The organism is Amycolatopsis silviterrae (genome assembly GCF_042684085.1).
GTDB classification, from domain to species: domain Bacteria; phylum Actinomycetota; class Actinomycetes; order Mycobacteriales; family Pseudonocardiaceae; genus Amycolatopsis; species Amycolatopsis silviterrae.
In genome coordinates this window covers 48,076-66,881 of the sequence record NZ_JBHUKS010000029.1, presented here as the reverse complement: position 1 = coordinate 66,881, position 18,806 = coordinate 48,076, and the positions used below count along the sequence as shown (strand labels likewise).

23 protein-coding genes are annotated in these 18,806 nt (G+C 69.9%); 8 read left to right on the top strand and 15 right to left on the bottom strand.

The window, feature by feature from the left end:
- Both ACFSVL_RS37100 and ACFSVL_RS37095 read right to left on the bottom strand, forming a co-directional pair.
- Positions 1-357 carry an ArsR/SmtB family transcription factor gene (locus ACFSVL_RS37100; RefSeq protein WP_182892028.1) on the bottom strand — a complete coding sequence of 119 codons (357 nt, stop codon included), beginning with the start codon at positions 355-357 and terminating at the stop codon, positions 1-3.
- Between the two features lie 126 nt (positions 358-483).
- Positions 484-1,335 carry an NAD(P)H-binding protein gene (locus ACFSVL_RS37095; protein WP_378311246.1) on the bottom strand — a complete coding sequence of 284 codons (852 nt, stop codon included), beginning with the start codon at positions 1,333-1,335 and terminating at the stop codon, positions 484-486.
- A gap of 88 nt (positions 1,336-1,423) precedes the next feature.
- Between ACFSVL_RS37095 and ACFSVL_RS37090 the strand changes: the two genes are divergently transcribed.
- A complete protein-coding gene (locus tag ACFSVL_RS37090) occupies positions 1,424-1,831 on the top strand; it encodes a winged helix-turn-helix transcriptional regulator (RefSeq protein WP_378311244.1) in 408 nt (135 codons plus the stop codon).
- Positions 1,832-2,100: 269 nt separating this feature from the next.
- On the opposite strand, the gene ACFSVL_RS37085 is transcribed toward ACFSVL_RS37090, so the two are convergent.
- From ACFSVL_RS37085 to ACFSVL_RS37070, 4 genes are all read right to left on the bottom strand, one after another.
- On the bottom strand, positions 2,101-2,742 hold the full coding sequence (locus tag ACFSVL_RS37085; protein WP_378311242.1) for a DUF3558 domain-containing protein: 642 nt from the start codon (positions 2,740-2,742) through the stop codon (positions 2,101-2,103).
- Positions 2,739-3,131, bottom strand: coding sequence for a hypothetical protein (locus ACFSVL_RS37080; protein WP_378311240.1), 393 nt, complete (start codon positions 3,129-3,131; stop codon positions 2,739-2,741). The genes ACFSVL_RS37085 and ACFSVL_RS37080 overlap by 4 nt, the downstream gene beginning before the upstream one ends.
- 379 nt (positions 3,132-3,510) lie before the next feature.
- Positions 3,511-4,665, bottom strand: coding sequence for an acyl-CoA dehydrogenase family protein (locus tag ACFSVL_RS37075; protein ID WP_378311239.1), 1,155 nt, complete (start codon positions 4,663-4,665; stop codon positions 3,511-3,513).
- Between the two features lie 9 nt (positions 4,666-4,674).
- A complete protein-coding gene (locus ACFSVL_RS37070) occupies positions 4,675-5,526 on the bottom strand; it encodes a 3-hydroxybutyryl-CoA dehydrogenase (RefSeq protein WP_378311237.1) in 852 nt (283 codons plus the stop codon).
- A gap of 141 nt (positions 5,527-5,667) precedes the next feature.
- Between ACFSVL_RS37070 and ACFSVL_RS37065 the strand changes: the two genes are divergently transcribed.
- Complete coding sequence (locus ACFSVL_RS37065; protein WP_378311235.1) at positions 5,668-6,336, top strand: TetR/AcrR family transcriptional regulator; 669 nt, start codon at positions 5,668-5,670, stop codon at positions 6,334-6,336.
- Between the two features lie 4 nt (positions 6,337-6,340).
- On the opposite strand, the gene ACFSVL_RS37060 is transcribed toward ACFSVL_RS37065, so the two are convergent.
- The 7 genes from ACFSVL_RS37060 to ACFSVL_RS37030 form a co-directional block, all read right to left on the bottom strand.
- Complete coding sequence (locus tag ACFSVL_RS37060; protein WP_378311233.1) at positions 6,341-6,856, bottom strand: YbaB/EbfC family nucleoid-associated protein; 516 nt, start codon at positions 6,854-6,856, stop codon at positions 6,341-6,343.
- 1 nt (position 6,857) lies between these two features.
- Complete coding sequence (locus ACFSVL_RS37055) at positions 6,858-7,904, bottom strand: hypothetical protein (protein ID WP_378311231.1); 1,047 nt, start codon at positions 7,902-7,904, stop codon at positions 6,858-6,860.
- A gap of 1 nt (position 7,905) precedes the next feature.
- Positions 7,906-8,283 (bottom strand): hypothetical protein, encoded by a 378-nt coding sequence (locus ACFSVL_RS37050; protein ID WP_378311229.1) that lies wholly within the window; start codon positions 8,281-8,283, stop codon positions 7,906-7,908.
- Positions 8,284-8,385: 102 nt separating this feature from the next.
- Complete coding sequence (locus ACFSVL_RS37045; protein WP_378311227.1) at positions 8,386-9,213, bottom strand: DUF1295 domain-containing protein; 828 nt, start codon at positions 9,211-9,213, stop codon at positions 8,386-8,388.
- Positions 9,214-9,328: 115 nt separating this feature from the next.
- Positions 9,329-10,816 carry an MFS transporter gene (locus ACFSVL_RS37040; RefSeq protein ID WP_378311226.1) on the bottom strand — a complete coding sequence of 496 codons (1,488 nt, stop codon included), beginning with the start codon at positions 10,814-10,816 and terminating at the stop codon, positions 9,329-9,331.
- Entirely contained in the window at positions 10,813-11,043 is a 231-nt protein-coding gene (locus tag ACFSVL_RS37035; RefSeq protein ID WP_378311225.1) for a hypothetical protein, read from the bottom strand. Before ACFSVL_RS37035 ends, ACFSVL_RS37040 begins: the two co-directional genes overlap by 4 nt.
- 119 nt (positions 11,044-11,162) lie before the next feature.
- Entirely contained in the window at positions 11,163-11,531 is a 369-nt protein-coding gene (locus ACFSVL_RS37030) for a VOC family protein (protein WP_378311223.1), read from the bottom strand.
- Positions 11,532-11,797: 266 nt separating this feature from the next.
- On the opposite strand from ACFSVL_RS37030, the gene ACFSVL_RS37025 reads away from it, so the two are divergent.
- Together ACFSVL_RS37025 and ACFSVL_RS37020 are read left to right on the top strand one after the other, a co-directional pair.
- Positions 11,798-12,169 carry a YciI family protein gene (locus ACFSVL_RS37025; RefSeq protein ID WP_378311221.1) on the top strand — a complete coding sequence of 124 codons (372 nt, stop codon included), beginning with the start codon at positions 11,798-11,800 and terminating at the stop codon, positions 12,167-12,169.
- Entirely contained in the window at positions 12,166-13,374 is a 1,209-nt protein-coding gene (locus ACFSVL_RS37020; protein WP_378311305.1) for an RNA polymerase sigma factor, read from the top strand. The genes ACFSVL_RS37025 and ACFSVL_RS37020 overlap by 4 nt, the downstream gene beginning before the upstream one ends.
- On the opposite strand, the gene ACFSVL_RS37015 is transcribed toward ACFSVL_RS37020, so the two are convergent.
- Positions 13,371-13,922 (bottom strand): D-alanyl-D-alanine carboxypeptidase family protein, encoded by a 552-nt coding sequence (locus ACFSVL_RS37015; protein WP_378311219.1) that lies wholly within the window; start codon positions 13,920-13,922, stop codon positions 13,371-13,373. The genes ACFSVL_RS37020 and ACFSVL_RS37015 overlap by 4 nt on opposite strands.
- Before the next feature lie 209 nt (positions 13,923-14,131).
- Here ACFSVL_RS37015 and ACFSVL_RS37010 point away from each other — a divergent pair, with 209 nt between their 5' ends.
- The 3 genes from ACFSVL_RS37010 to ACFSVL_RS37000 are packed head-to-tail and all read left to right on the top strand — an operon-like array spanning position 14,132 to position 16,685.
- Positions 14,132-14,824, top strand: a complete 693-nt coding sequence (locus ACFSVL_RS37010) for a response regulator (protein ID WP_378311218.1) — start codon at positions 14,132-14,134, stop codon at positions 14,822-14,824.
- Positions 14,821-16,230: an ATP-binding protein gene (locus tag ACFSVL_RS37005; protein ID WP_378311216.1), complete on the top strand. Its 1,410-nt coding sequence runs from the start codon at positions 14,821-14,823 to the stop codon at positions 16,228-16,230. The genes ACFSVL_RS37010 and ACFSVL_RS37005 overlap by 4 nt, the downstream gene beginning before the upstream one ends.
- Positions 16,227-16,685, top strand: a complete 459-nt coding sequence (locus ACFSVL_RS37000) for a hypothetical protein (RefSeq protein ID WP_378311214.1) — start codon at positions 16,227-16,229, stop codon at positions 16,683-16,685. The genes ACFSVL_RS37005 and ACFSVL_RS37000 overlap by 4 nt, the downstream gene beginning before the upstream one ends.
- A 1-nt stretch (position 16,686) precedes the next feature.
- On the opposite strand, the gene ACFSVL_RS36995 is transcribed toward ACFSVL_RS37000, so the two are convergent.
- Positions 16,687-17,856 carry an MFS transporter gene (locus ACFSVL_RS36995; RefSeq protein ID WP_378311212.1) on the bottom strand — a complete coding sequence of 390 codons (1,170 nt, stop codon included), beginning with the start codon at positions 17,854-17,856 and terminating at the stop codon, positions 16,687-16,689.
- A 91-nt stretch (positions 17,857-17,947) separates the two neighbouring features.
- Here ACFSVL_RS36995 and ACFSVL_RS36990 point away from each other — a divergent pair, with 91 nt between their 5' ends.
- On the top strand, positions 17,948-18,541 hold the full coding sequence (locus ACFSVL_RS36990) for a TetR/AcrR family transcriptional regulator (RefSeq protein WP_378311210.1): 594 nt from the start codon (positions 17,948-17,950) through the stop codon (positions 18,539-18,541).
- Positions 18,542-18,806: the final 265 nt, after the last annotated feature.

Here is an 18,806-nt window from a genome sequence, read left to right as displayed (position 1 = left end):
TCAGTGCTCCGCGGGTCGCGTGCTGCCCGCCTGCGCCGTGCGCAGGTCGTCAAGCAGCTCGACCTGGCCGGACAGCACGCCGGTGAGGATCTCGCGCGCCACCGCCATCAGCTCCGCGACCTGCGGGCTGATCAGCGAGTAGTAGACGCTCGACCCTTCCTTGCGGGTGGTGACCAGCCCCATCCGGCGCAGGACCGCCAGCTGCTGCGACAGGTTCGCCGGTTCGATCCCGACCTCGGGCAGCATCTCCGCGACGGCGTGCTCGCGCTGCGACAGCAGCTCCAGCACCCGGATCCGGGCCGGATGGCCGAGCGTTTTGAAGAACTCGGCTTTCAGCTGGTAGAGCGGCTTGCTCACGGCGCCTCCTGCGGTCCGGGCCCGCCCGGCGGACGGGACGGAAGGGTTCAGCAATTGCGAATATTAGCAATTGCTGAACCCTTGCCGCGGCGGGGTTTGCTCCCGCCGGTTCGCCGGGGCCGGCCGTCAGCGTCCCGCGAACTCGGCCGCGTGATCGGCGACCCACTGGGCATAGGTCCGCGCCGGAACCCCGGTGACCTCCTCGACCGTCGTCGTCGGCTGATCGGGTTCGCGGCCGGCCAGACTGGCGTAGGCGTCGAGCATGGCGTCCGCGTACTTCGCCGGGATCCGTTCGAGGAGCATTTCGCGCGCGGCCTCCCGGGACACCTCCTCCCAGCGGGTCGCGCGGCCGATCACCTCCCCGATCACCCGGACCTGCTCGACCTGCGTGAGCGCGGCAGGCCCGGTGAGGTCGTACTTGGCACCGACGTGCCCCTCGGCGGTCAACGCGGCCACCGCGACCGCTGCCATGTCAGCTTCGTGGATGAGCGTCGAATGCATCGAACCGTAGGCACCGCGAACGACGCCGTCCTTGCGAATCTGCGGCGCCCAGCTAAGGGTGTTGGCCGCGAAACCGTGCGGCTGCAGGAATGTCCACTCCAGACTGGTGCGCTCGATCGCCTTCTCGACCGCGAGATGAACCTGGCTGATCACATTGCCCGGGTCGCCGCCGTTCTGCGCCGCAGCCGAGGACAGCAGCACCAGACGACGGGCGCTCTGCGCGATGGTGCCCGCGATCGCCTCCGCCGGATCGCCAGAAATCAACGGCCACATCAAAAAGACCGATTCCACCTCCTTCAACGCCGCGCGCAGACTGTCCAAATCAGACAGATCACCAGGGACGACCTCGATCTCGCCAGGCAGCTGCGCCTGCTCGGGCCGCCGAGCCAACGCGCGCACCGGACGGCCGCGTTCGCTCAACTGGACGGCCACGTGCCGCCCGACCTTGCCGGTCGCGCCGATCACCAAACTGGTCACGGGGAGTACCTCCTTGTGTCGCACTGAGGCTCACCGTAGGTTTTGGGCTATGTTTTCGTAAGTACGAACCGCGAGGTAAGCTCCGGGCATGGGAGTAGGCCCCGAGGCAGGACGCCGTGCCGCGGCGGCACTGGGTGACGCATTCGACAGCGAATGCCCCGGGCGGGCCGTGCTCAACCACGTGTGCAGCCGCTGGGGCACGCTGATCCTGCTCTCGCTGCGCGAACGCCCGGCGCGCTTCTACGAACTGCGCGACACGATCGGCGGAATCAGCGAGAAGATGCTGTCGCAGAACCTGCGCACCCTGACCCGGGATGGGTTGATCAGGCGCGAGGTGGAGCCGGCTACGCCGCCTCGGGTGACTTACTCGCTGACTGAGCTGGGGCAGGAACTGGCCACGCCGCTGCGGGGGTTGCTGGACTGGGTGGGTGCGCGGACGGTGGATGTTGTCAAGGCGCAGAGGCGGCATGATCGGTTGCACAAGCCGGATTCTTGAGCGGTGCCGGCCGTAAGTCGGCTCGCCATGCCGACCGTTCGCTTCACTTGCAAGAAGTGCCGCGCCGAGGCGACACCGACGGCATCCGGCTGCGGCACCTGCGGCGAACGATTCTGGTGTTCTTGACCTCTTCCGCGGCCCGCACAACCTTGCCGCGAACGCGAAAGCGGCACCGCCATCTCGACGGTGCCGCTTTCCAAGCCAGAAGAACCTCGCCCCTTCCGCTTCGTGCCTTCACAAGGCTACGTGATCTCCGCGCGGCTCATCGGTCACGAACCCGCCTTCTTCTTCAGATTGGCGATAACCATGTCCGCGACTTGAGCAGTGACATCGCACGGATCTGCCTTGCCGACCTTTGCCTGGCCGAGTGTGATCGACACGTCGACGGTGTGCTGGTCGCTGACGCCGACACTCACCTGGCAAAATGATTTCGACCCGCCAGCGCTGTAGGTCGAATGAGCAACCGCGGGAAATCCTTGCACTGGAGGAAGCGGTCGCCAAACCGTGGACTTAGGTTTCGTGTTCGCATAGACCTCGCTCAATCCGTCAGCGGTCTTCGTGCTGTACAGAACACTCACGATCGCGCCAGCATCGCTGTTGGTCCAGTGGCACTGCGCGCCAAGAGCAGCCTCATCGCCATGCTCGCCCTGCGGTTTCTGACTCAGAATCCGGCCTACCTGATCCGGCGTAAGCCCACCGTCACACGGATGGCTCGACAACACCGAATCAGGGAGCGGGCTCTCGACCTTGGGCGCCCCTGCATACGGCAGTGTCTTCCCCGTCGCCGACGGCGAAGAAGGAGCAGCAGCGGAGGAAGACGCCGGGTTCGGTACCGAACCGCCGGAACACGCCGAAACCAGTGCGATTGCCGCCCCCGCACCAGCTGCCCAAGGAAAAACTCGAGCCCTCATACCGCGAGTCCCCCGCTCTGTTCGCTCTTGCCTGCTGTTTTGACGTCCGCCGCAGCCTGGCTGTCCGAGTCACCGACAATGCCCAACGCCTTTTCCAGGCGGCTGATCAGCTCCGTCATGTACCGATGCAAGTTCTCGTTCGCGCTCTTGCCCGCCTCGAACGCATTGACCGCCTGCTGGTTGAACCCGACGCTGCCAGGGTCAGCCGCCGGCGGAGTGAGCCTGGTCAAAGCTTCCGCACTCGCCTGCATCTTTCCCGCGTTGTCCCGGAGCCGCCGCGCCCGCTCGAGCAGCGAACGCGCTTCATCCTGGCTCAGGGTGAAGCCGGCTCCCGCCTTCGTGGCAGATGCCACGGCAGCCGCGTCTGACACTCCCTTGGCCACGTTCATCGCCGCGCCCACGACGGTAATCGGCAGCCTGGTAAAGCCACCCCGCCGTTTCTATCGCTTTCCCCGGGTCGCTCTCAGCCATGCCCGCCCTCCCCGCACCGCACGCCACCTCTCGTCCAGGGCAACCAGTCCCGAGGCCCCTGTGGGAGCTACTGTAACCAACTGCTCACAGCGGGGTGACGGAACCAAGCAAAGTCACCCCGCTGCGCACTCGGCCAGGCAGGGCGAACCGCAGCGGGTTGGCGGAGGGTGGCGCTGGGTGAACAGCGACCTCAGAACGGTTAGGCCGGTTTCGCTCTCTGCAGGAAGTCTCGCCAGCGTAGCTGTCAGCCCCGCCACCCACTCTGGGCAGCGGGGCTCCGCAACGACCTCTGAAACCTCAGCCCTTCAGCAGCTGCCGAGCCATCACCAGGCGCTGGATCTGGTTCGTGCCCTCATAAATCTGGGTGATCTTAGCGTCCCGCATCATCCGTTCCAACGGGAAGTCCCGCGTGTACCCGTAACCGCCCAGCAGCTGGACCGCGTCCGTCGTCACGCTCATCGCCACATCCGACGCGTGGCACTTCGCCGCAGCGCCGAAGAACGACAAATCGGCATCGCCCCGCTCGGACTTCGCGGCGGCCGTGTACACCATCTGACGCGCCGTTTCCACCGCCATCGCCATGTCCGCCAGCATGAACTGGATGCCCTGGAAATCGGCGATGTGCTTGCCGAACTGCTTGCGTTCCTTGACATACGCCAGTGCGTGGTCCAGCGCGCCCTGCGCGATACCGACCGCTTGCGCCGCGATCGTCACGCGGGTGTGATCCAGTGTGCGAAGGGCGATTTTCAGGCCCTCGCCCGGCTCGCCGACCATTCGGTCGCCGGGGATGTGGACCTGGTCGAAAAGCAGTTCACGCGTCGGCGAGCCTTTGACGCCCAGTTTCTTTTCCTTGGCACCGAAGGAGAAGCCCGGGTCGGACTTCTCGACCACGAAAGCGCTGACGTTGGCGCCGCGGCGGCCGTCGGGGTCGGTGACTGCCAGGACGGTGTAGTACTCCGACACGCCGGCGTTCGTGATCCACGACTTCTGTCCATTGAGGATCCAGTCGTCGCCGGAAGGGGTGGCGCGGCAGCGCATCGAGGCGGTGTCCGAGCCTGCGTCGCGTTCGGACAGTCCATAGGAGAATCCTGCGGCGCCGGAAGCCAGCGGGGGCAGGTATTTCGCCTTCAGGTCCTCGTTGGCGGCCAGGATCAGGGGCAGGCTGCCGAGTTTGTTCACGGCGGGGATGAGCGAGGACGAGGCGCACACGCGCGCTACTTCTTCGATCACGATGCAGGTGGCCAGTGCGTCGGCTCCGGCGCCGCCGTACTGTTCCGGGACATGCGGGGCGTGGAAGTCTGACGCGACCAGGGCGTCGTAGGACGCTTTGGGGAATTCTTCGCGTTCGTCGGCCTCGGCGGCGTGCGGAGCGATTTGTTCTTCGGCGACCGCGCGGACTGCCTCGCGGATCGCTTCGTGGTCTTCGTTGATTTTGAACAGGTCGAAGCTCATGGAGATCTCCTAGTAGGTGTAGAAGCCGCGGCCGGTTTTGCGGCCCAGCAGGCCGGCGTCGACCATGCGGGCCAGCAGCGGCGGCGGGGCGTACAGCGGCTCCTTGAATTCCTCGTACAGGGATTCCGCGACGGCCTTCGTGGTGTCGAGGCCGATCAGGTCGGCCAGTGCGAGCGGGCCCTGCGGGTGCGCGGCGCCTCGGACCAGGCCCTCGTCGATCGCTTCCTTCGTGGCGAAGCCCGACTCCAGCATGCGCACTGCGGCGAGGATGAACGGGATCAGCAGCGCGTTCACGACGAAACCGGCCCGGTCCTGGCACAGGATGGCGTGCTTGCCGAGCGTTTCCTCGGCGAACTTGCGGGCGCGGCCGGTGGTCTCGTCGCCGGTCAGCAGGCTCGGGACCAGTTCCACCAGCGGCAGCACCGGGACCGGGTTGAAGAAGTGGATGCCGAGCACCTGCGCCGGGCGCTGCGTCGCGGTGCCGAGTTTCATGATCGGGATCGAGGACGTGTTGGAGGCCAGCACCGCGTCCGGCGCGGTGACGATCTTGTCCAGTTTCCCGAACAGCTCCGCCTTGACCGCCTCGTTCTCGACGATCGCCTCGATCACCAGCGTGCGGTCGGCGAGGGAGTCCAGGTCTTCGGTGATCCGGATCCGTTCCAGCACGTCGGCGGCGGATTCGATCTTCCCCTTGCGCTCGGCCCGGCCCAGCGACGCCTCGAGCCGCGCGCGGCCCGCGTCAGCGGCAGCCCGGTTCGATTCGACCGCCACGACGTCCAGTCCGGCCCGGGCGCACACCTCGGCGATCCCCGCACCCATCTGGCCGCAGCCGACCACGCCGACTCGCTCCACGTGCCTCACCCCATCCTCCGGTACTTGGTTTCATGATGACGGTACTCAGTACCGGCGAGTAGGCGAGAGCGGGGTGGCCCACCTCACCCCGCACCCGCGCGCCGGGAGGCGATTAGGCTGGCCGCAGCGTGCGTGCGAAAGGTGAGCCCGATGCCCGAGAAACCGGCCAAGCAACGGCTGACCGAGGCCGCGTTCGCGCTGTTCGAGGAGCGCGGCTACGACCAGACGACGGTGGACGACATCACCGAGCGCGCCCGCGTCGGGCGCAGCACGTTCTTCCGCGCGTTCCGGTCCAAAGAGGACGTCATCTTCCCGGACCACGAGGTGCTGCTGAGCGCGATCGAGGCCCGGCTGGCCGGTTCCGACCCGCGCACCGCGCTCGTCGCGGTCACCGAGGCCGCGCGGCTGGTGCTGCGGCATTACGTCGCGGAGGGCGACCTGGCGCTGGCGCGCTACCGGCTCACCCGCAGCGTGCCGGCGCTGCGGGCGCGGGAAATCGCCGGCACGCGCCAGTACCAGCGGCTGTTCCAGGAATTCGTCCACCGCTGGATGGGCGGCGGCGAGGAGACCGCGCTGCGCGCCGAACTCATGGCGGCGGCCGTGGTGACCGCGCACAACCACGTGCTGCGCCGCTGGCTGCGCGGGCAGGCGGCGGACCCGGAAGCGGCGTTCGACTCCGCGATGGCCGACACCGTCGCGTTGTTCGGCAGCACCGGCGAGACGGAGACGACGGTCGTCGCTTTCCGTACCGGCAAAGACCTTTCCGCCGTGCTGCCCGGGCTGCGCAAGCTGCTCGGCGACGAGGGCGCGCTCGGCTGAGCGGCTACCAGGCCTCGTCGAACCGGACGCCCGCCTCGTACCAGTCCTCGTCGCTCACCGGGCGGTCCGGTTCCGCCGGGTGCTCGGGGTCGGCGGAGCGGTTGCGCAGGTAGTCGCCCTCCCCCGAGACGACCGGCACGACCGGAGCGGCCGGTTTCGACTGCGCGGCAACGGGTTTCGGCGGCTCTGGGTCCACGGGTCGAGCGGGTCGCCGGGGAGCGGCGGGTGGTTCCGGAGCGAAACCGGCCCGCCACTTCAGCCGGTCCATCACGTATCCGCGGGTGCCGAGCGGCGCGAGCAGCGCGGCCGTCCGGTTCGCCGATTCCCGCTGTGCTTCGGCGTACGTGCGCAGCACCAGCGCGGCCAGCTCGTCCGGCGGCAGATTCCGCACCGCGGCGGACAGTTTCAGTCCAGTGAGGACACCGTCGGTGTTGACCGTGGCGGTGACCGCGTCGCCGGGCGAGACCGCCTCGACCGACAACGCGGACAACGCCTGGAGCAGTTCTTCCGGACCGGCCACGTCAGTCCAGCGTGGACGGAGACATCGGCTGCGACACCGAACCGTCCGGCGCGATGTCGACGCCCTTGTCCCGGACCCGCTTCTCGGTGCCCTTCGAGGTGTTCGAGGTCTCGAAGCTGGACGGGTCGAACGTGTCGCCGGGGCTCACGTCGGGCGGGTTCGGAACCGGCGGCAGGTTGACCGACTTCTCGTGGATCTTGTCCGCGAGCCGCCCCGCCGACTCCTGCATGTGCGAGCGGATTTTGTCGACGCCGCTGATGAAGCTCTCGAAGATGTCGTGCGCGTTGTCGCCCTCGACCTTCGCCGACGCCTGCGCCGTCACCTCGGTGAGCCCGGCTCCCGCGCCCGCGACCGCGGCCTGCGCGCCGACCGCGCTCATCGTCAGCTCGCCCCCGACAGCCGCGGCTCCGGCCGGGGTGGCGACCACGGCGAGCATCCCGACCAGCGCGCCGGTGAACGCGACCGCCGCGACCTTCGACCAGGAGATCTCGCCCTCCTTGGCCTTCGCCTTCTGGTACTTCTCCGCGGTTTCCCGGAACGTCAGCGCGAGCGAGCCGAGGTCGTCCCGCGCGGCCCACACGCCGTCGCGGCTGGCGACGAGATCGCTCTCCACGACGGTGATCTCGGCGGCGAGCGCCTCGTAGGCCTCCGACAGCCGGTCGAGATAGGTCTTCACGTCCTCGGCCGCGTTGCCGCGCCACGAGCCCAGCAGTTCTTTCGCCCGGCGCAGTTCGGTGAGCGACCCGCGGCTGAGGTTCTTCCACACCGGCTCGTACGAGTTGATCATCGCCTGCAGGCCGCCGCCGGTGTCCTTGAGGTCGGCTTCGGAGAACTCCCGGAAGACCTCGGTGACCTTGTCCTGGTATGCGGCGTACAGCTCCTCCGTCATGGCGAAGCTGAAAAACTCCGCGTAGCGCAGGAATTCCAGCCCGTCGAGCGCGTCGTTGGCACCCTTGTGCAGATCTTCGCTGATGCCTTCGAGCAGCTCCGCCCGCGGACGGCCTTCCCCGCCGCCGCTGAGCCCGAAGTAATCCTCCTGCTCGCTCACGTCAGCGCACCTCTCCGCCCGCGCCCCGCACCGCGGACTGCGCGTCGGCGTCCGACGCCTCGTACAGCTCGGCCACGCGCTTGAGCGCTTCGCTCGTCTGGTGCGTGGTGTAGGCCAGCTTCGCGAGCGCTTCTTCCACCTTCGCGCGGTGGTTTTCGTACGCCGCCGCGACCTTGGGCATGCCGAGCGAGCCGCCGAACGCGGTGGTCGGGCCGCCGCCGAACGGGTTGATCGAGCCGACGATGGCGGCCGGGCTGACCGCGTCGGGCAGGTCGAGCCGCCGCACTCCGCCGCGCGCGGTCTCCGCCGCGTCCCCGGCGGCCGCGACGAACCCGCTCGCCTTGCGCAGGTCGTCGAGGTCGGTCTCGAAACCGATCATGGAACTACCCCCAGTCGCGTGAACCGTGACCGTACCGGGCGTACGGTATCCCTTCCGACTCACCGGACACTGAGGTGGTTCACGGCATTAACGTGACTGCGGTCACGTACCGTCCGAAGTGGACGCCGCCGCGCGACGGCGCGGGAACCACGGCACGATCGGCGAAACGCGCCGCTGGTAGTCCGCGTATTCCGGGTAGCGGCCGAGGGTGATGCTCTCGGTGAAGATCGTGGAGCCGACGAACAGCAGCGTCAGCAGGACCGCGCCGGCGACCGTCCAGGTGACAGCGCCCGCCGCGGAGACGCCGAACAGGAACACCACCCACCACTGCGCTTGTTCGAAGAAGAAGTTGGGGTGCCGGGAAAACCGGAAGAGCCCGGTCTGCGCGAAGCGCGGGTCGGGGGTGCGCCCGGCGGCGGTCTCGCGCTTCTTGCGCTGGTGGAAGTTCCACTGCTGCTGATCGGCGAGCGTTTCGCCGGCGAGGAAGGCCACGAACACGACCGCGAGCACGATGTCGGCGGCGCCCAGCGGGGTCCGATGGTCGAGCGCGGTCCACGCGGGCAACGTGATGAGCAGCAGGATCGCGTTCTGGTAGAGCGTGATGAAGAAGAGGTTGAACAGCTGGAACTGCCACGGGGCCATCCGGCCGCGCAGCACCGCCCAGCGGTAGTCCTCGCCGCCGGGCGCGTAGCCGCCCTTGCGGCCGTAGTTGAACGTCAGCCGCGCACCCCACAGGAAGACCAGCGCGAACAGCAGGTTCAGCCGAGCGTCGGCGAACCCGGCGTGACCGGCGAAGATCCCGGCGTAGGCCACCGGGACCACCGACCAGATCCGGTCCACCCAGGAGTACTCCCTGGTGAGCACCGACAGCAGCCAGCAGCCGGCGCACACGCCCGCGAACACCCAGAGGCACACCTGGAACGCGTTCATGCCCGCGACACTACTGCCGGAACCGCCGCGGCGACGCCCGGCGACAGGCGGTCAGGCAGCGATCCTGCCCGCGACGCCCGGCGGTTCCGGCCATGGGGGACGGCACCGGCCAGGGTCAGGTCTGCCCGGCCCGGGATTTTTGCAGCACCCGCTGCCGCCCGCTGGTGTACGCCGCGACCGAACCGCACAGCAGCGCGAGGATCGCGACCGACCACAGCACCTCCGTCACCGACGTCACCAGCAGCGACAGCACCAGCGGCCCGGCCAGTCCGCCCAGCCGGTTGAAGAACGACACCGACCCGGCGACCCGTCCGCGCTTCCCGTCCTCGGTCACGTCGGCCGCGACCGGGAGGAACACCGCGGCCATCGTGTTGACGCCCAGCAACGCGACCGTCAGCACCGCGGCCGACAGCCACGGCGCGGCGACCGCCCATCCGGACACCGCGAGCGCCAGCAGCAGGACCGCGGTGCAGACCGCCAGCCGGACCGTGACGCCGGTCGGGCCGAACCGGCGATAGGCGAGCACCAGCAGTCCCGCGCACAGCACCATCGCCACCGCGGACCCGGTGAGCAGAGCGTTCGCGGTGGTCAGCGAGAGCCCGCCGACGCGGGACAGCGTCGGCACCCAGGTCGTCAGGCCGAAGGTGGTCAAGCCGATCGCGAAGGCGAACACCCATTGCAGCCGCGTGGTGAGCGTGTTCCGGACCAGCCAGTGCGTCTCCGGCGCGGGCTGCGCGGGGACGCCGCGCCGATCCGGGATGACCGCCGCGGCGGCCGCCAGCAGCAGTCCGGTCGGCGCGCCGATGAGCCACAGCACGCGCCAGCCGAACACCGGCTCCAGCCACAGCGCCGAACCGGACGCGACCAGGTAGCCGATCGCGGTCGCGACGATCGACAGGCCGGTCACCACCGCTCCCCTGCCGCGCCCCGGGAAGAGGTCGCTGAGCACCGTGATCAGCATCGGAGCCAGCCCGCCGACCGCGATGCCCATCAGGAAGCACATCACCACGTTGCCGCCGAAGTCCGGCATGGTGCCGCACATGCTGGTCGCGGTGAACCCGAGCGTGGCAAGCAGATAACAGGCCCGGCGGCCGATGCGCTCGGCCAGCTGGCTGAACGCCAGCGCGCCCAGCGCGGTACCGGACAGCCCGCTCACCGCCAGCAGCGACGCGGTCGAGGCGTCGATGCCGTATTCCGTGCGCAGGCCCGGGATGACGAAGCCCAGCGTCGAGGTTTTGCTGATGTCGATCGTCAGCGCGGCCGTGGCGACCGCCGCGATCATGCGCCGTCCTCGGACCGTCGGCTGCGCCAAGGCGGCCGCACTGGGCCGTTTTCGGCCGAGGACCAGTGCGGCGACGAGCGCGAGCAGCAAGGCCGCTCCGGCGACGAACATCTCCGGCATGTCGGCCAGCGCCATGCCGTGCAGCCGCCGGTCGGTCATCGAGCCCGTGTGCCCCATCGAGCCCATGGAATCCATCGAGTCCATGCCGGACATGTCGAACGCCCGGAAGAACCCCCACGCCGAGGCGGCCACGACCACCGCCGCGGCCAGCGCGAGCACTCCCCGCCAGTTTGTCCTGGCCGGGCCGGAAACCGTCGTCATGTCAGTCCGCCCCGGTCGTCCGGAACTGCCCGTCCCGGTGCCCGCGGCGCGCGGTCAGCAGACAGCAGCCGGCCGCGGACCCGAAATCCCGGTTTGCGGACGGCGAATCCGGCGAGCACCGCGGCCACGTTCGGCGCGGGCAGCCGCCACTGCTCCGGGGTCAGTCCGGCAAGAAGGTCTTCGGGATCGGGGAGAAAGTCGGACAGGACTCGGGGCATCGCCGGCATGGCTTTCCTTCCGTCGGCTCCCACCAACTTCCCACCGGCGCGCGCTCTCCGGCATCTCCTTTCTTGCGGACCCGGAATCGGTTGCCCGGGCCGTACCGAACACGGCCCAGGCAACCGGTTCAGTTCTCCTGAAGGACCGAAAGAATATTCCCCGCCGGATCCTTGAACCACGCGATCAGCGGCCCGCCGAGCCGGAAGACCCCCTTTTCGTCTGCCCCCTCGAACGGCTCGAAGGAAACGCCTGCCGCGCCGAGATCGGCGACTGCCTGGTCGATGTCGTCCACCGGGAAGTTGAGAATGGTGTACTCGGCGGGGACATGCTTGTCGCCCTTGGGATAGACGAGCACCTCCCGTCCTTCGGCGAGGTGCAGGCGCAGCATGCCCCAGTTTTCGCTGACCTCGATGCCGAGCGTCCCGGCATAGAATTTCCGCGCGGCCGGGATGTCGTCCACGGAGAATCCGCTGAACGCTTTGCTGGTGTCGAACATTGTCTTGCTCCTTCGGCAGAGAATGGCCAGCCCCGCTTGGGGCGGTAGTTCGAGGTCGGTCCGGCCGTCAGGTCGCCGCCGGGCAGGGGCGAGCCGCTCCAGTCCAGTCCGGCGGCGACTCGGTCACCCCGTCCAGCGAAACCGACAGTCCGGCCGCGATCTCGCGCACGGCTATGCTCCTTCTTCAGCTGACATGGGCACGGGGGACGTCGGAGCCGAAATCCGCTAGGCGACACCGGCGGGGAAAAATTTCGAAGGGGGCCGTCGTGCGGTACCTGATCATGATCCACAGCAACCCGCGGTTCCGCGCGCTCTGGGAAGAGCTGCCGGACGAGAAGAAAGCCGAGTTCGGCCGGGCGCACCTCGCGCTCAACCGGGCGCTCGAGGAGTCCGGCGAACTGGTGCTGAGCGACGGGCTGGCGGATCCCGCCGACGCCAAGTGCGTCACCGTGCAGGACGGCAAGGCGGTGCCGAGCGACGGGCCGTTCGCCGAGGTCAAGGAGCATCTGGTCGGCTTCTACCTGGTCGAATGCGAGAGCATGGAACGGGCGCTGGAGCACGCGGCCCGGGTGCCGGACGCGCTGTACGGCAAGATCGAGGTACGTCCGGTCCGCAGCGTGAAAGAGCTGGATCTCTGACTCCCCCGGCCGCTCTCGACCAGCTCCTGCGCGACCTCGCGCCGCAGGTGCTCAGCGCGGTCTGCCGCCGGTTCGGCGATTTCGCGCGCTGCGAGGACGCGGTGCAGGAAGCGCTGCTGGCCGCCGCGGTGAAGTGGCCGGAGCAGGGCATGCCGGACAGCCCCAAGAACTGGCTGATCACCGCGGCCGCGCGCAGGCGCATCGACATCGAACGCAGCGAATCCGCCCGCCGTCAGCGCGAAAACACGGCCGCGGCGCTGGCCGTGCCGCAGCCGGAACGGGTGCCGGCCGGCGACGACACCCTGATCCTGCTGATGCTGTGCTGTCACCCGGAACTCGGCAAAGCGTCCCAGCTCGCGTTGACGCTGCGCGCGGTCGGCGGGCTCACCACGGCGGAAATCGGCCGGGCGTTCCTGGTCCCGGAGAAAACCGTGAGCCAGCGGATCAACCGGGCGAAGAAGCGGTTGGCCGGCGCCCGGTTCCGGATGCCGCCGCCGGAGGACCGGGCCGAGCGGATGGCCGCGGTGCTGCAGGTGCTGTACCTGATTTTCACCGAGGGGCACACCGCCAGCTCCGGGACCGCGGTCAACCGGGTCGAACTCACCGCCGAGGCCATCCGGCTCACCCGGCAACTGCACGCGCAGGTCCCCGGCGACGGCGAGGTGGCCGGGCTGCTCGCGCTCATGCTGCTCACCGACGCCCGCCGGCCCGCGCGGACCCGGCCCGACGGCAGCGCGGTGCCGCTGGCCGAACAGGACCGCACCCGCTGGGATTCCGCCGCGATCGCCGAAGGGCTCGGCCTGATCGGGAAAACCCTGTCCACCGCCCGGCTCGGGCCGTATCAGATCGAGGCCGCGATCGCCGCCGTGCACGACGAGGCGGCCCGCGCCGAGGACACCGACTGGCCGCAGGTCCTCGCCCTCTACGACCTTCTGCTGGCCGTCGCGCCGAGTCCGGTCGCTGCGCTGAACCGGATCGTCCCCGTCGCCATGGTCCACGGCGCCCGCGAGGGCTTGCGGCAACTGGACGAGATCACCGGGCTGGACGGGCACCACCGGGTCGACGTGGTGCGCGCGCACCTGCTCGATCTGGCGGGCGAACCCGAGCAGGCACGGGTCTATTACCGTTCCGCGGCAGTGAAAACGCTCAGCGTTCCGGAACGGCGGTACCTGGAATCCCGTGCCGCGCAGGGGAAATCGCCCTAGCTGGCCGCCCGGGCCATCCCCGACACCCGCAGCGCGGCCGGATCCGGCAGCCGCAGCGGCACCGTGTCCGCGTGGTACTCGAAATGCCACCACTCGTTGTCGTAGCGCCGATACAACCGGTACTCCGCCCCGTGCCGCTCCAGCCACGCCGCGCCCTCGGTCGGCCGCACGTCCATCGCCGTGCCGCGGACGTGCGCCGACTCGTGCGGCGGCAGCACCCGGCGCCGGGCCGCGGCGACCGAGCCGGTGCGGTGCACCTCCTCGGCGAACATTCGGTGCTGGTCGGCCGCGTCGCGGTGGCCAGAGGTGAGGCCGATGAGCTGCCCGTCGCGCCAGAACGCCTCGGTCCGTGCCGCGGTGAAGGCCGCGCGGGCCGGTTCGCTGAGCCCCGCCAGGTCCTCGGCCGGGTACCGCATCGCCAGCGCCCACTGGCAGGCCAGGTACCGGCTGCGGCCGGGCGAACGCAGGAACGCCGCCGGGAGCAGCGCCACGGCCAGGATGCGGGTGACGGCCGCGAGGACCCGGGGCCGGCGAAGCGACTCGATCATGACGTCCACTTTCGGACCCCAGTGTGCGCGCACTGCGCACGGAGTTTGACAGCTCTGTAACAGTTCGCCACGGCAGCGCTGGATGTCGCTGTTACCGAACGATGACACTGCACGCACCGGGCGGGGATCCGGGCCGGGCAGGCTGGGGGCCGGTTGTCCGCTGTGGACTGTCCGGGCGGCCGGACGGGCGGGCTGCGATAGTGGGAGACATGCCGAGGGTGCTGCTGATCGAAGACGACCAGGCCGTGCGCGACGGCCTGCGGCTGGCCCTGACCTACCAGGGGCACACGGTCGACGCGGTGGAGACCGGCGAGGAAGGCCTCGCCCGGCTCGCCGGCGACCCGGCCGACGTCGTGGTCCTCGACCTGATGCTGCCCGGGATGGACGGCTTCGAGGTGTGCCGGCGCATCCGCGCGGCGGGCGACCTGCCGATCATCATGCTCACCGCACGCAACGACGACATCGACGTGGTGGCCGGGCTCGAAGCGGGCGCCGACGACTACGTCGTGAAGCCCGCGCAGGCCAGGGTGCTGGAGGCGCGCATCCGCGCGGTGCTGCGCCGCACCGGGAGCGAGCCGCGCAATCCGGACGCGAAACCGGGTCCGGAACGGCACGGCGCCCTCACGATCGACCGCGAGGGTCTCGTGGTGAGCAAGAACGGCGAGGTCGTCGGGCTCGCGCCGACCGAACTGCGGCTGCTGCTGGAGCTGTCGTCGTCGCCGGGCCGCGTGCTCAGCCGGCAGCAGCTGCTCGAATCCGTGTGGGACCAGGGATATCTCGGCGATTCGCGGCTCGTCGACGCGTGCGTGCAGCGGCTGCGGTCCAAGATCGAGGACGACGCCGCGAAACCGGTGTACGTCCAGACCCTGCGCGGTTTCGGCTATCGCTTCGGGCCGCTGTGACCGGCTGGCGGTGGCGGGGGCTGCGCGTCCGGCTGCTGGTGGCGTTCGCGCTGCTGAGCGTGTTCACCGCGGTGGCCGTCGCCGGGATCGGCTACGTGCAGGCCCGCAACGGGATCGTGCAGCGCACCCAGGACAACGCCGCCGTGGAGATGACGACGCAGATCAAGCAGCTGTACCCGCTGCCGCGGCAGCCGGTGGACACGAGCGCGCTGCGGTCGGCCGCCGAGCGGCTGAACAGCAGGAAGAACTCCGCGCTGGTGACGAGCGGCGGCCACAGCGCGGGCGACATGCCCGCCTCGGTGATCACGCCGGAGCTGCGCGGCGTCGTCCGGGCGGGCAAGGTCGGCTGGCAGCGCGTGGACGTCGGCGGCGTGACGCAGCTGGTGCTGGGTGCGCCGCTGCTGATCTCGACCGGCGACCGGTCGAATCCGACTGTCGCGTCCGGTATCGAGGTCTACGAACTGCGCAGCCTCGACGCGGAAATCGAAGCGGTGAACCGGCTCTCCCGGGACGCCTGGCTCGCCGGAGGGGCCGCGCTGGTGGTGGCGCTCGTGCTCGCCGGGCTGGCGGCAGGCAGCGTGCTGCGGCCGGTCGGCGAACTGCAGCGCGCGGCCCGGCGGCTCGGCGACGGCGACCTCAACGCCCGCATCGCCGTGCGCGGCGGCGACGAGCTGGCCAGCGTCGCCGAGACGTTCAACTCGACCGCCGACTCGCTGCAACGGCACGTCGGCGAGCTGCGCAGGATGGAAGCCGACGCGCGCCGGTTCGTCGCCGACGTGTCGCACGAACTGCGCACGCCGCTGGCCGCGATGACCGCCGTCACCGACATGCTCGACGCCGAGGCGGAACGGCTGCCGGACGCGGCGGGCGAGGCGGTCCGCCTGGTCAGCCAGGAGACGCACAACCTGACCCGGCTGGTGAACGACCTGATCGAGGTCACCCGGTTCGACTCCGGCACCGCGTCGCTGGAGCTGGACGACGTCGACGTCGCCGAGGCGATCCGCGCGACGCTGCGGGCACGGGGCTTCGCGGTGGAGATTGATCTGCCGTCCGGGATCCGGGCACGGGTCGACCCTCGCCGGCTCGACGTGATCGTGGCGAATCTCGTCGGGAACGCGTTGCGGCACGGCGCGGAACCGGTGACCGTCCGGCTGCGCGACGACCAGGCCGGGGTCCGGCTGTCGGTCGAGGATTCCGGGCCGGGCTTGGACGAGGAGGTGCTCCCGCACGTGTTCGCGCGGTTCTACAAGGCGGACACCGCCCGGAGCCGGTCCGAGGGAAGCGGGCTCGGGCTGGCCATCGCCTGGGAGAACGCCCGCCTGCACCACGGGGAGCTGCGAGCGGGGAACCGGCCCGAGGGCGGCGCGGTGTTCACCTTGTGGCTGCCGAGGGAGGTCCTGCGGTGAAGCGGTTTCTGGGACTCTTCGCGATCGTCCTGCTCGCGGCGGGCTGCGGCGTGCGGCCCAGCGGGGTGATCCCCGGGGAAGCGGCGCCAAGCGGACCGGCGGTCGGCAGCGTCGGGAACACCGCGACGGTCTACTTCGTGCTGGACGGGAAGCTCGCTCCGGTGTCGCGCACCGGCGTCAGCGACGTGTACGCCGACCGGGTCCGGGTGCTGGAGCAGGGGCCGAACGAGGACGAACGGGCCAGCGGGTACACGACGGAGCTGCCGCCGACGTTCGAACCGATCGCCATCGGGATCAGCGAGGCGGCGATCGGCGTGAACGTCCGGGAACTGACGCCGAACGCGGTCAGCCAGCTCGTCTGCACGATAGTCGCGGCGGGCGGCGGCGGACCGTCCCGGACCGTCGTGCTGTCTGGCGGCGGGCAGACCCTGCAGCCGCAAGGGTGCGGCGGCTGACTCAGCCCCGTTGCTTCATTACTGGGGCGAACACCACCGCCACCACGCACAACGCCAGCGGCAGCAGGAACGCGACGTTCAGCGGCACCCAGTGCGCCAGCCCGCCGATGACCGCCGGCCCGGCCAGCAGCCCGACGTACCCGACGCCGACCACCCGCGCCATCAACGCCCCCGACGCGCGCTTGTCGAGGTTGCCCGCTGCGGTGAACAACTGCGGGACACCACCGGACAGCCCCAGCCCGAACAACGCCCAGCCGCACAGCGACAACGGCACCCACGGTGCCAGCGACGCGATCGCCAACCCCAGCGCCGCCAGCCCGCTGCCGTACCGCACCACCGCGACCGGACCGGCCAGCGCGGCCACCCGGTCAGTCGCGAACCGCCCGACGGTCATCGCCACCGCGAACGAGCCGTACGCCAGGGCGGCAGTGCTTTCGGACGTCCCCAGCCCGTCCCGCAGATACAGCGCGGCCCAGTCGTTCGCGACGCCTTCGGACAGCATCAGCGCGAACGCCAGCAGACCCAGCAGCCACACCACGCGCTTCGGCGTGCGAGACGGTTTGGCCTCCTCGGCGGTTTCCTCGGCAGCGGTGTCCGAGGAATCGAGCAGATACCGGCGGACCACCAGCGAGATCACGATGCACAGCACACCGGTGCCGCCCAGCGACACGATCGTCGGCACGCCCGCCCCCAGCACCGCCGCACCGACGACCGCCGCGATCGCACCGCCGATCGACCACATCGCGTGGAAGGCGGCCATGATCGGCCGCGGATAGGCGCGTTCGACGACCACCGCGTGCGCGTTCATCGCGACGTCCAGCGAACCGTTGAAGAACCCGAACGCCGCGAGCGCCAGCCCGAGCGTCCACCAGTTCGCGGCGAGCCCCGGCAGCACGACCGCGACCCCGAGCAGCACCCCCGCGACGGACACCACCCGCGAATGCCCGAACCGGTCCGCGAGCGGCCCGGTCACCTGCATCCCGATCAGCGCCGACCCGCCGAGCACGAGCAGCAGGGCGCCGAGCGCGGTGTGCGATACGCCGGTCGCGCGCTCGATCACCGGGATGTGCACCACCCACATGCCGACCGCGAACCCGCACAGGGCGAACACGATCCAGGTGGCGACGCGGGCCGCCCGGGGCAGCACCGGGGGCGGGGAAAGCTCAGTCATCGGGCTCGGCTCCTCTTCGGGGTCGGGTCCAGGCAGGAACAGGGTGCGGCGGGCAGAATGGGCGCGTGGAGTCCGAACCGATCGACGCCCCGTGACCGGCGGCTACCAGAAGGGCCGCATCCGCCGCGACGACCTCGTCTCGGCGGCCGCGAAGGTGTACGGCGAGGCCGGCTACCACGCGTCGTCGCTGCGGGAAATCGCCAAACGAGCAGGCATCACCCACGCCGGCTTGCTGTACCACTTCCCGACGAAGGAAGCGCTGCTCGCCGCCGTACTGGAACGCCGCGACGCCGAAGACGCCGCCCGCGAACAACTCGCCGCGCCGCCCGGCTTGGAGGTGCTTCGCCGCTTCGTCGCACTGGCCGAACACAACGTCCGCCACCGAGGCATCGTCGACCTGTACTCGCGCCTGGCCGCCGAAGCGATCTCCGAAGACCACCCCGCCCACGCCTACTTCGCCCGCCACTACCGAGAGGCCCGCGAAGCCATCGCCGATTCCTTCCACGCGCTCGCCGAAACCGGCGAGCTGCGCCCCGGCATAGACCCGGACTTGGCGGCACTCACCTTCATCGCACTGATGGACGGCCTCCAGGTCCAGTGGCTCACCACCCCCACGCAAGTAGATGTAGTCGGTTCCCTCCGCCTCTCTCTGCAAACTCTCCTGACCGTCCCCCTGTTCCCGTAACAGCGGAATTCCGAAGATCTCGCCCAGATGGCCGCAAAATCCATGGCACCGTCCGTGAGGGGAACCCTCACAGCCCCAGATTCCCGCAGGGGTCCCCTCACGACCCGCCACCGGCCCCGGCCAGTCCGTGAGGGCCCCTTCACGGACGCAGGGTCCAATGCCAGGGACTTAAGGCGGCATCGTGGGTGCGGCTGAGGTGCGCCCGCCCGAGCCGAAGGGGCTGGCGGACCGGGCTGGCTTGCGCCGGGGCCGACGCGGGCGACGG

What these genes read in the sequence shown, in the direction of transcription:
- ACFSVL_RS37040 (WP_378311226.1), bottom strand. Translation starts at nt 10,816, where the DNA reads ATGACGACGGTTTCCGGCCCGGCCAGGACAAACTGGCGGGGAGTGCTC.
- ACFSVL_RS37035 (WP_378311225.1), bottom strand. Translation starts at nt 11,043, where the DNA reads ATGCCGGCGATGCCCCGAGTCCTGTCCGACTTTCTCCCCGATCCCGAA.
- ACFSVL_RS37090 (WP_378311244.1), top strand. Translation starts at nt 1,424, where the DNA reads ATGGGAGTAGGCCCCGAGGCAGGACGCCGTGCCGCGGCGGCACTGGGT.
- ACFSVL_RS36995 (WP_378311212.1), bottom strand. Translation starts at nt 17,856, where the DNA reads ATGACTGAGCTTTCCCCGCCCCCGGTGCTGCCCCGGGCGGCCCGCGTC.
- ACFSVL_RS37030 (WP_378311223.1), bottom strand. Translation starts at nt 11,531, where the DNA reads ATGTTCGACACCAGCAAAGCGTTCAGCGGATTCTCCGTGGACGACATC.
- ACFSVL_RS37065 (WP_378311235.1), top strand. Translation starts at nt 5,668, where the DNA reads ATGCCCGAGAAACCGGCCAAGCAACGGCTGACCGAGGCCGCGTTCGCG.
- ACFSVL_RS37045 (WP_378311227.1), bottom strand. Translation starts at nt 9,213, where the DNA reads ATGAACGCGTTCCAGGTGTGCCTCTGGGTGTTCGCGGGCGTGTGCGCC.
- ACFSVL_RS37010 (WP_378311218.1), top strand. Translation starts at nt 14,132, where the DNA reads ATGCCGAGGGTGCTGCTGATCGAAGACGACCAGGCCGTGCGCGACGGC.
- ACFSVL_RS37080 (WP_378311240.1), bottom strand. Translation starts at nt 3,131, where the DNA reads ATGAACGTGGCCAAGGGAGTGTCAGACGCGGCTGCCGTGGCATCTGCC.
- ACFSVL_RS37075 (WP_378311239.1), bottom strand. Translation starts at nt 4,665, where the DNA reads ATGAGCTTCGACCTGTTCAAAATCAACGAAGACCACGAAGCGATCCGC.
- ACFSVL_RS37085 (WP_378311242.1), bottom strand. Translation starts at nt 2,742, where the DNA reads ATGAGGGCTCGAGTTTTTCCTTGGGCAGCTGGTGCGGGGGCGGCAATC.
- ACFSVL_RS37015 (WP_378311219.1), bottom strand. Translation starts at nt 13,922, where the DNA reads ATGATCGAGTCGCTTCGCCGGCCCCGGGTCCTCGCGGCCGTCACCCGC.
- ACFSVL_RS37050 (WP_378311229.1), bottom strand. Translation starts at nt 8,283, where the DNA reads ATGATCGGTTTCGAGACCGACCTCGACGACCTGCGCAAGGCGAGCGGG.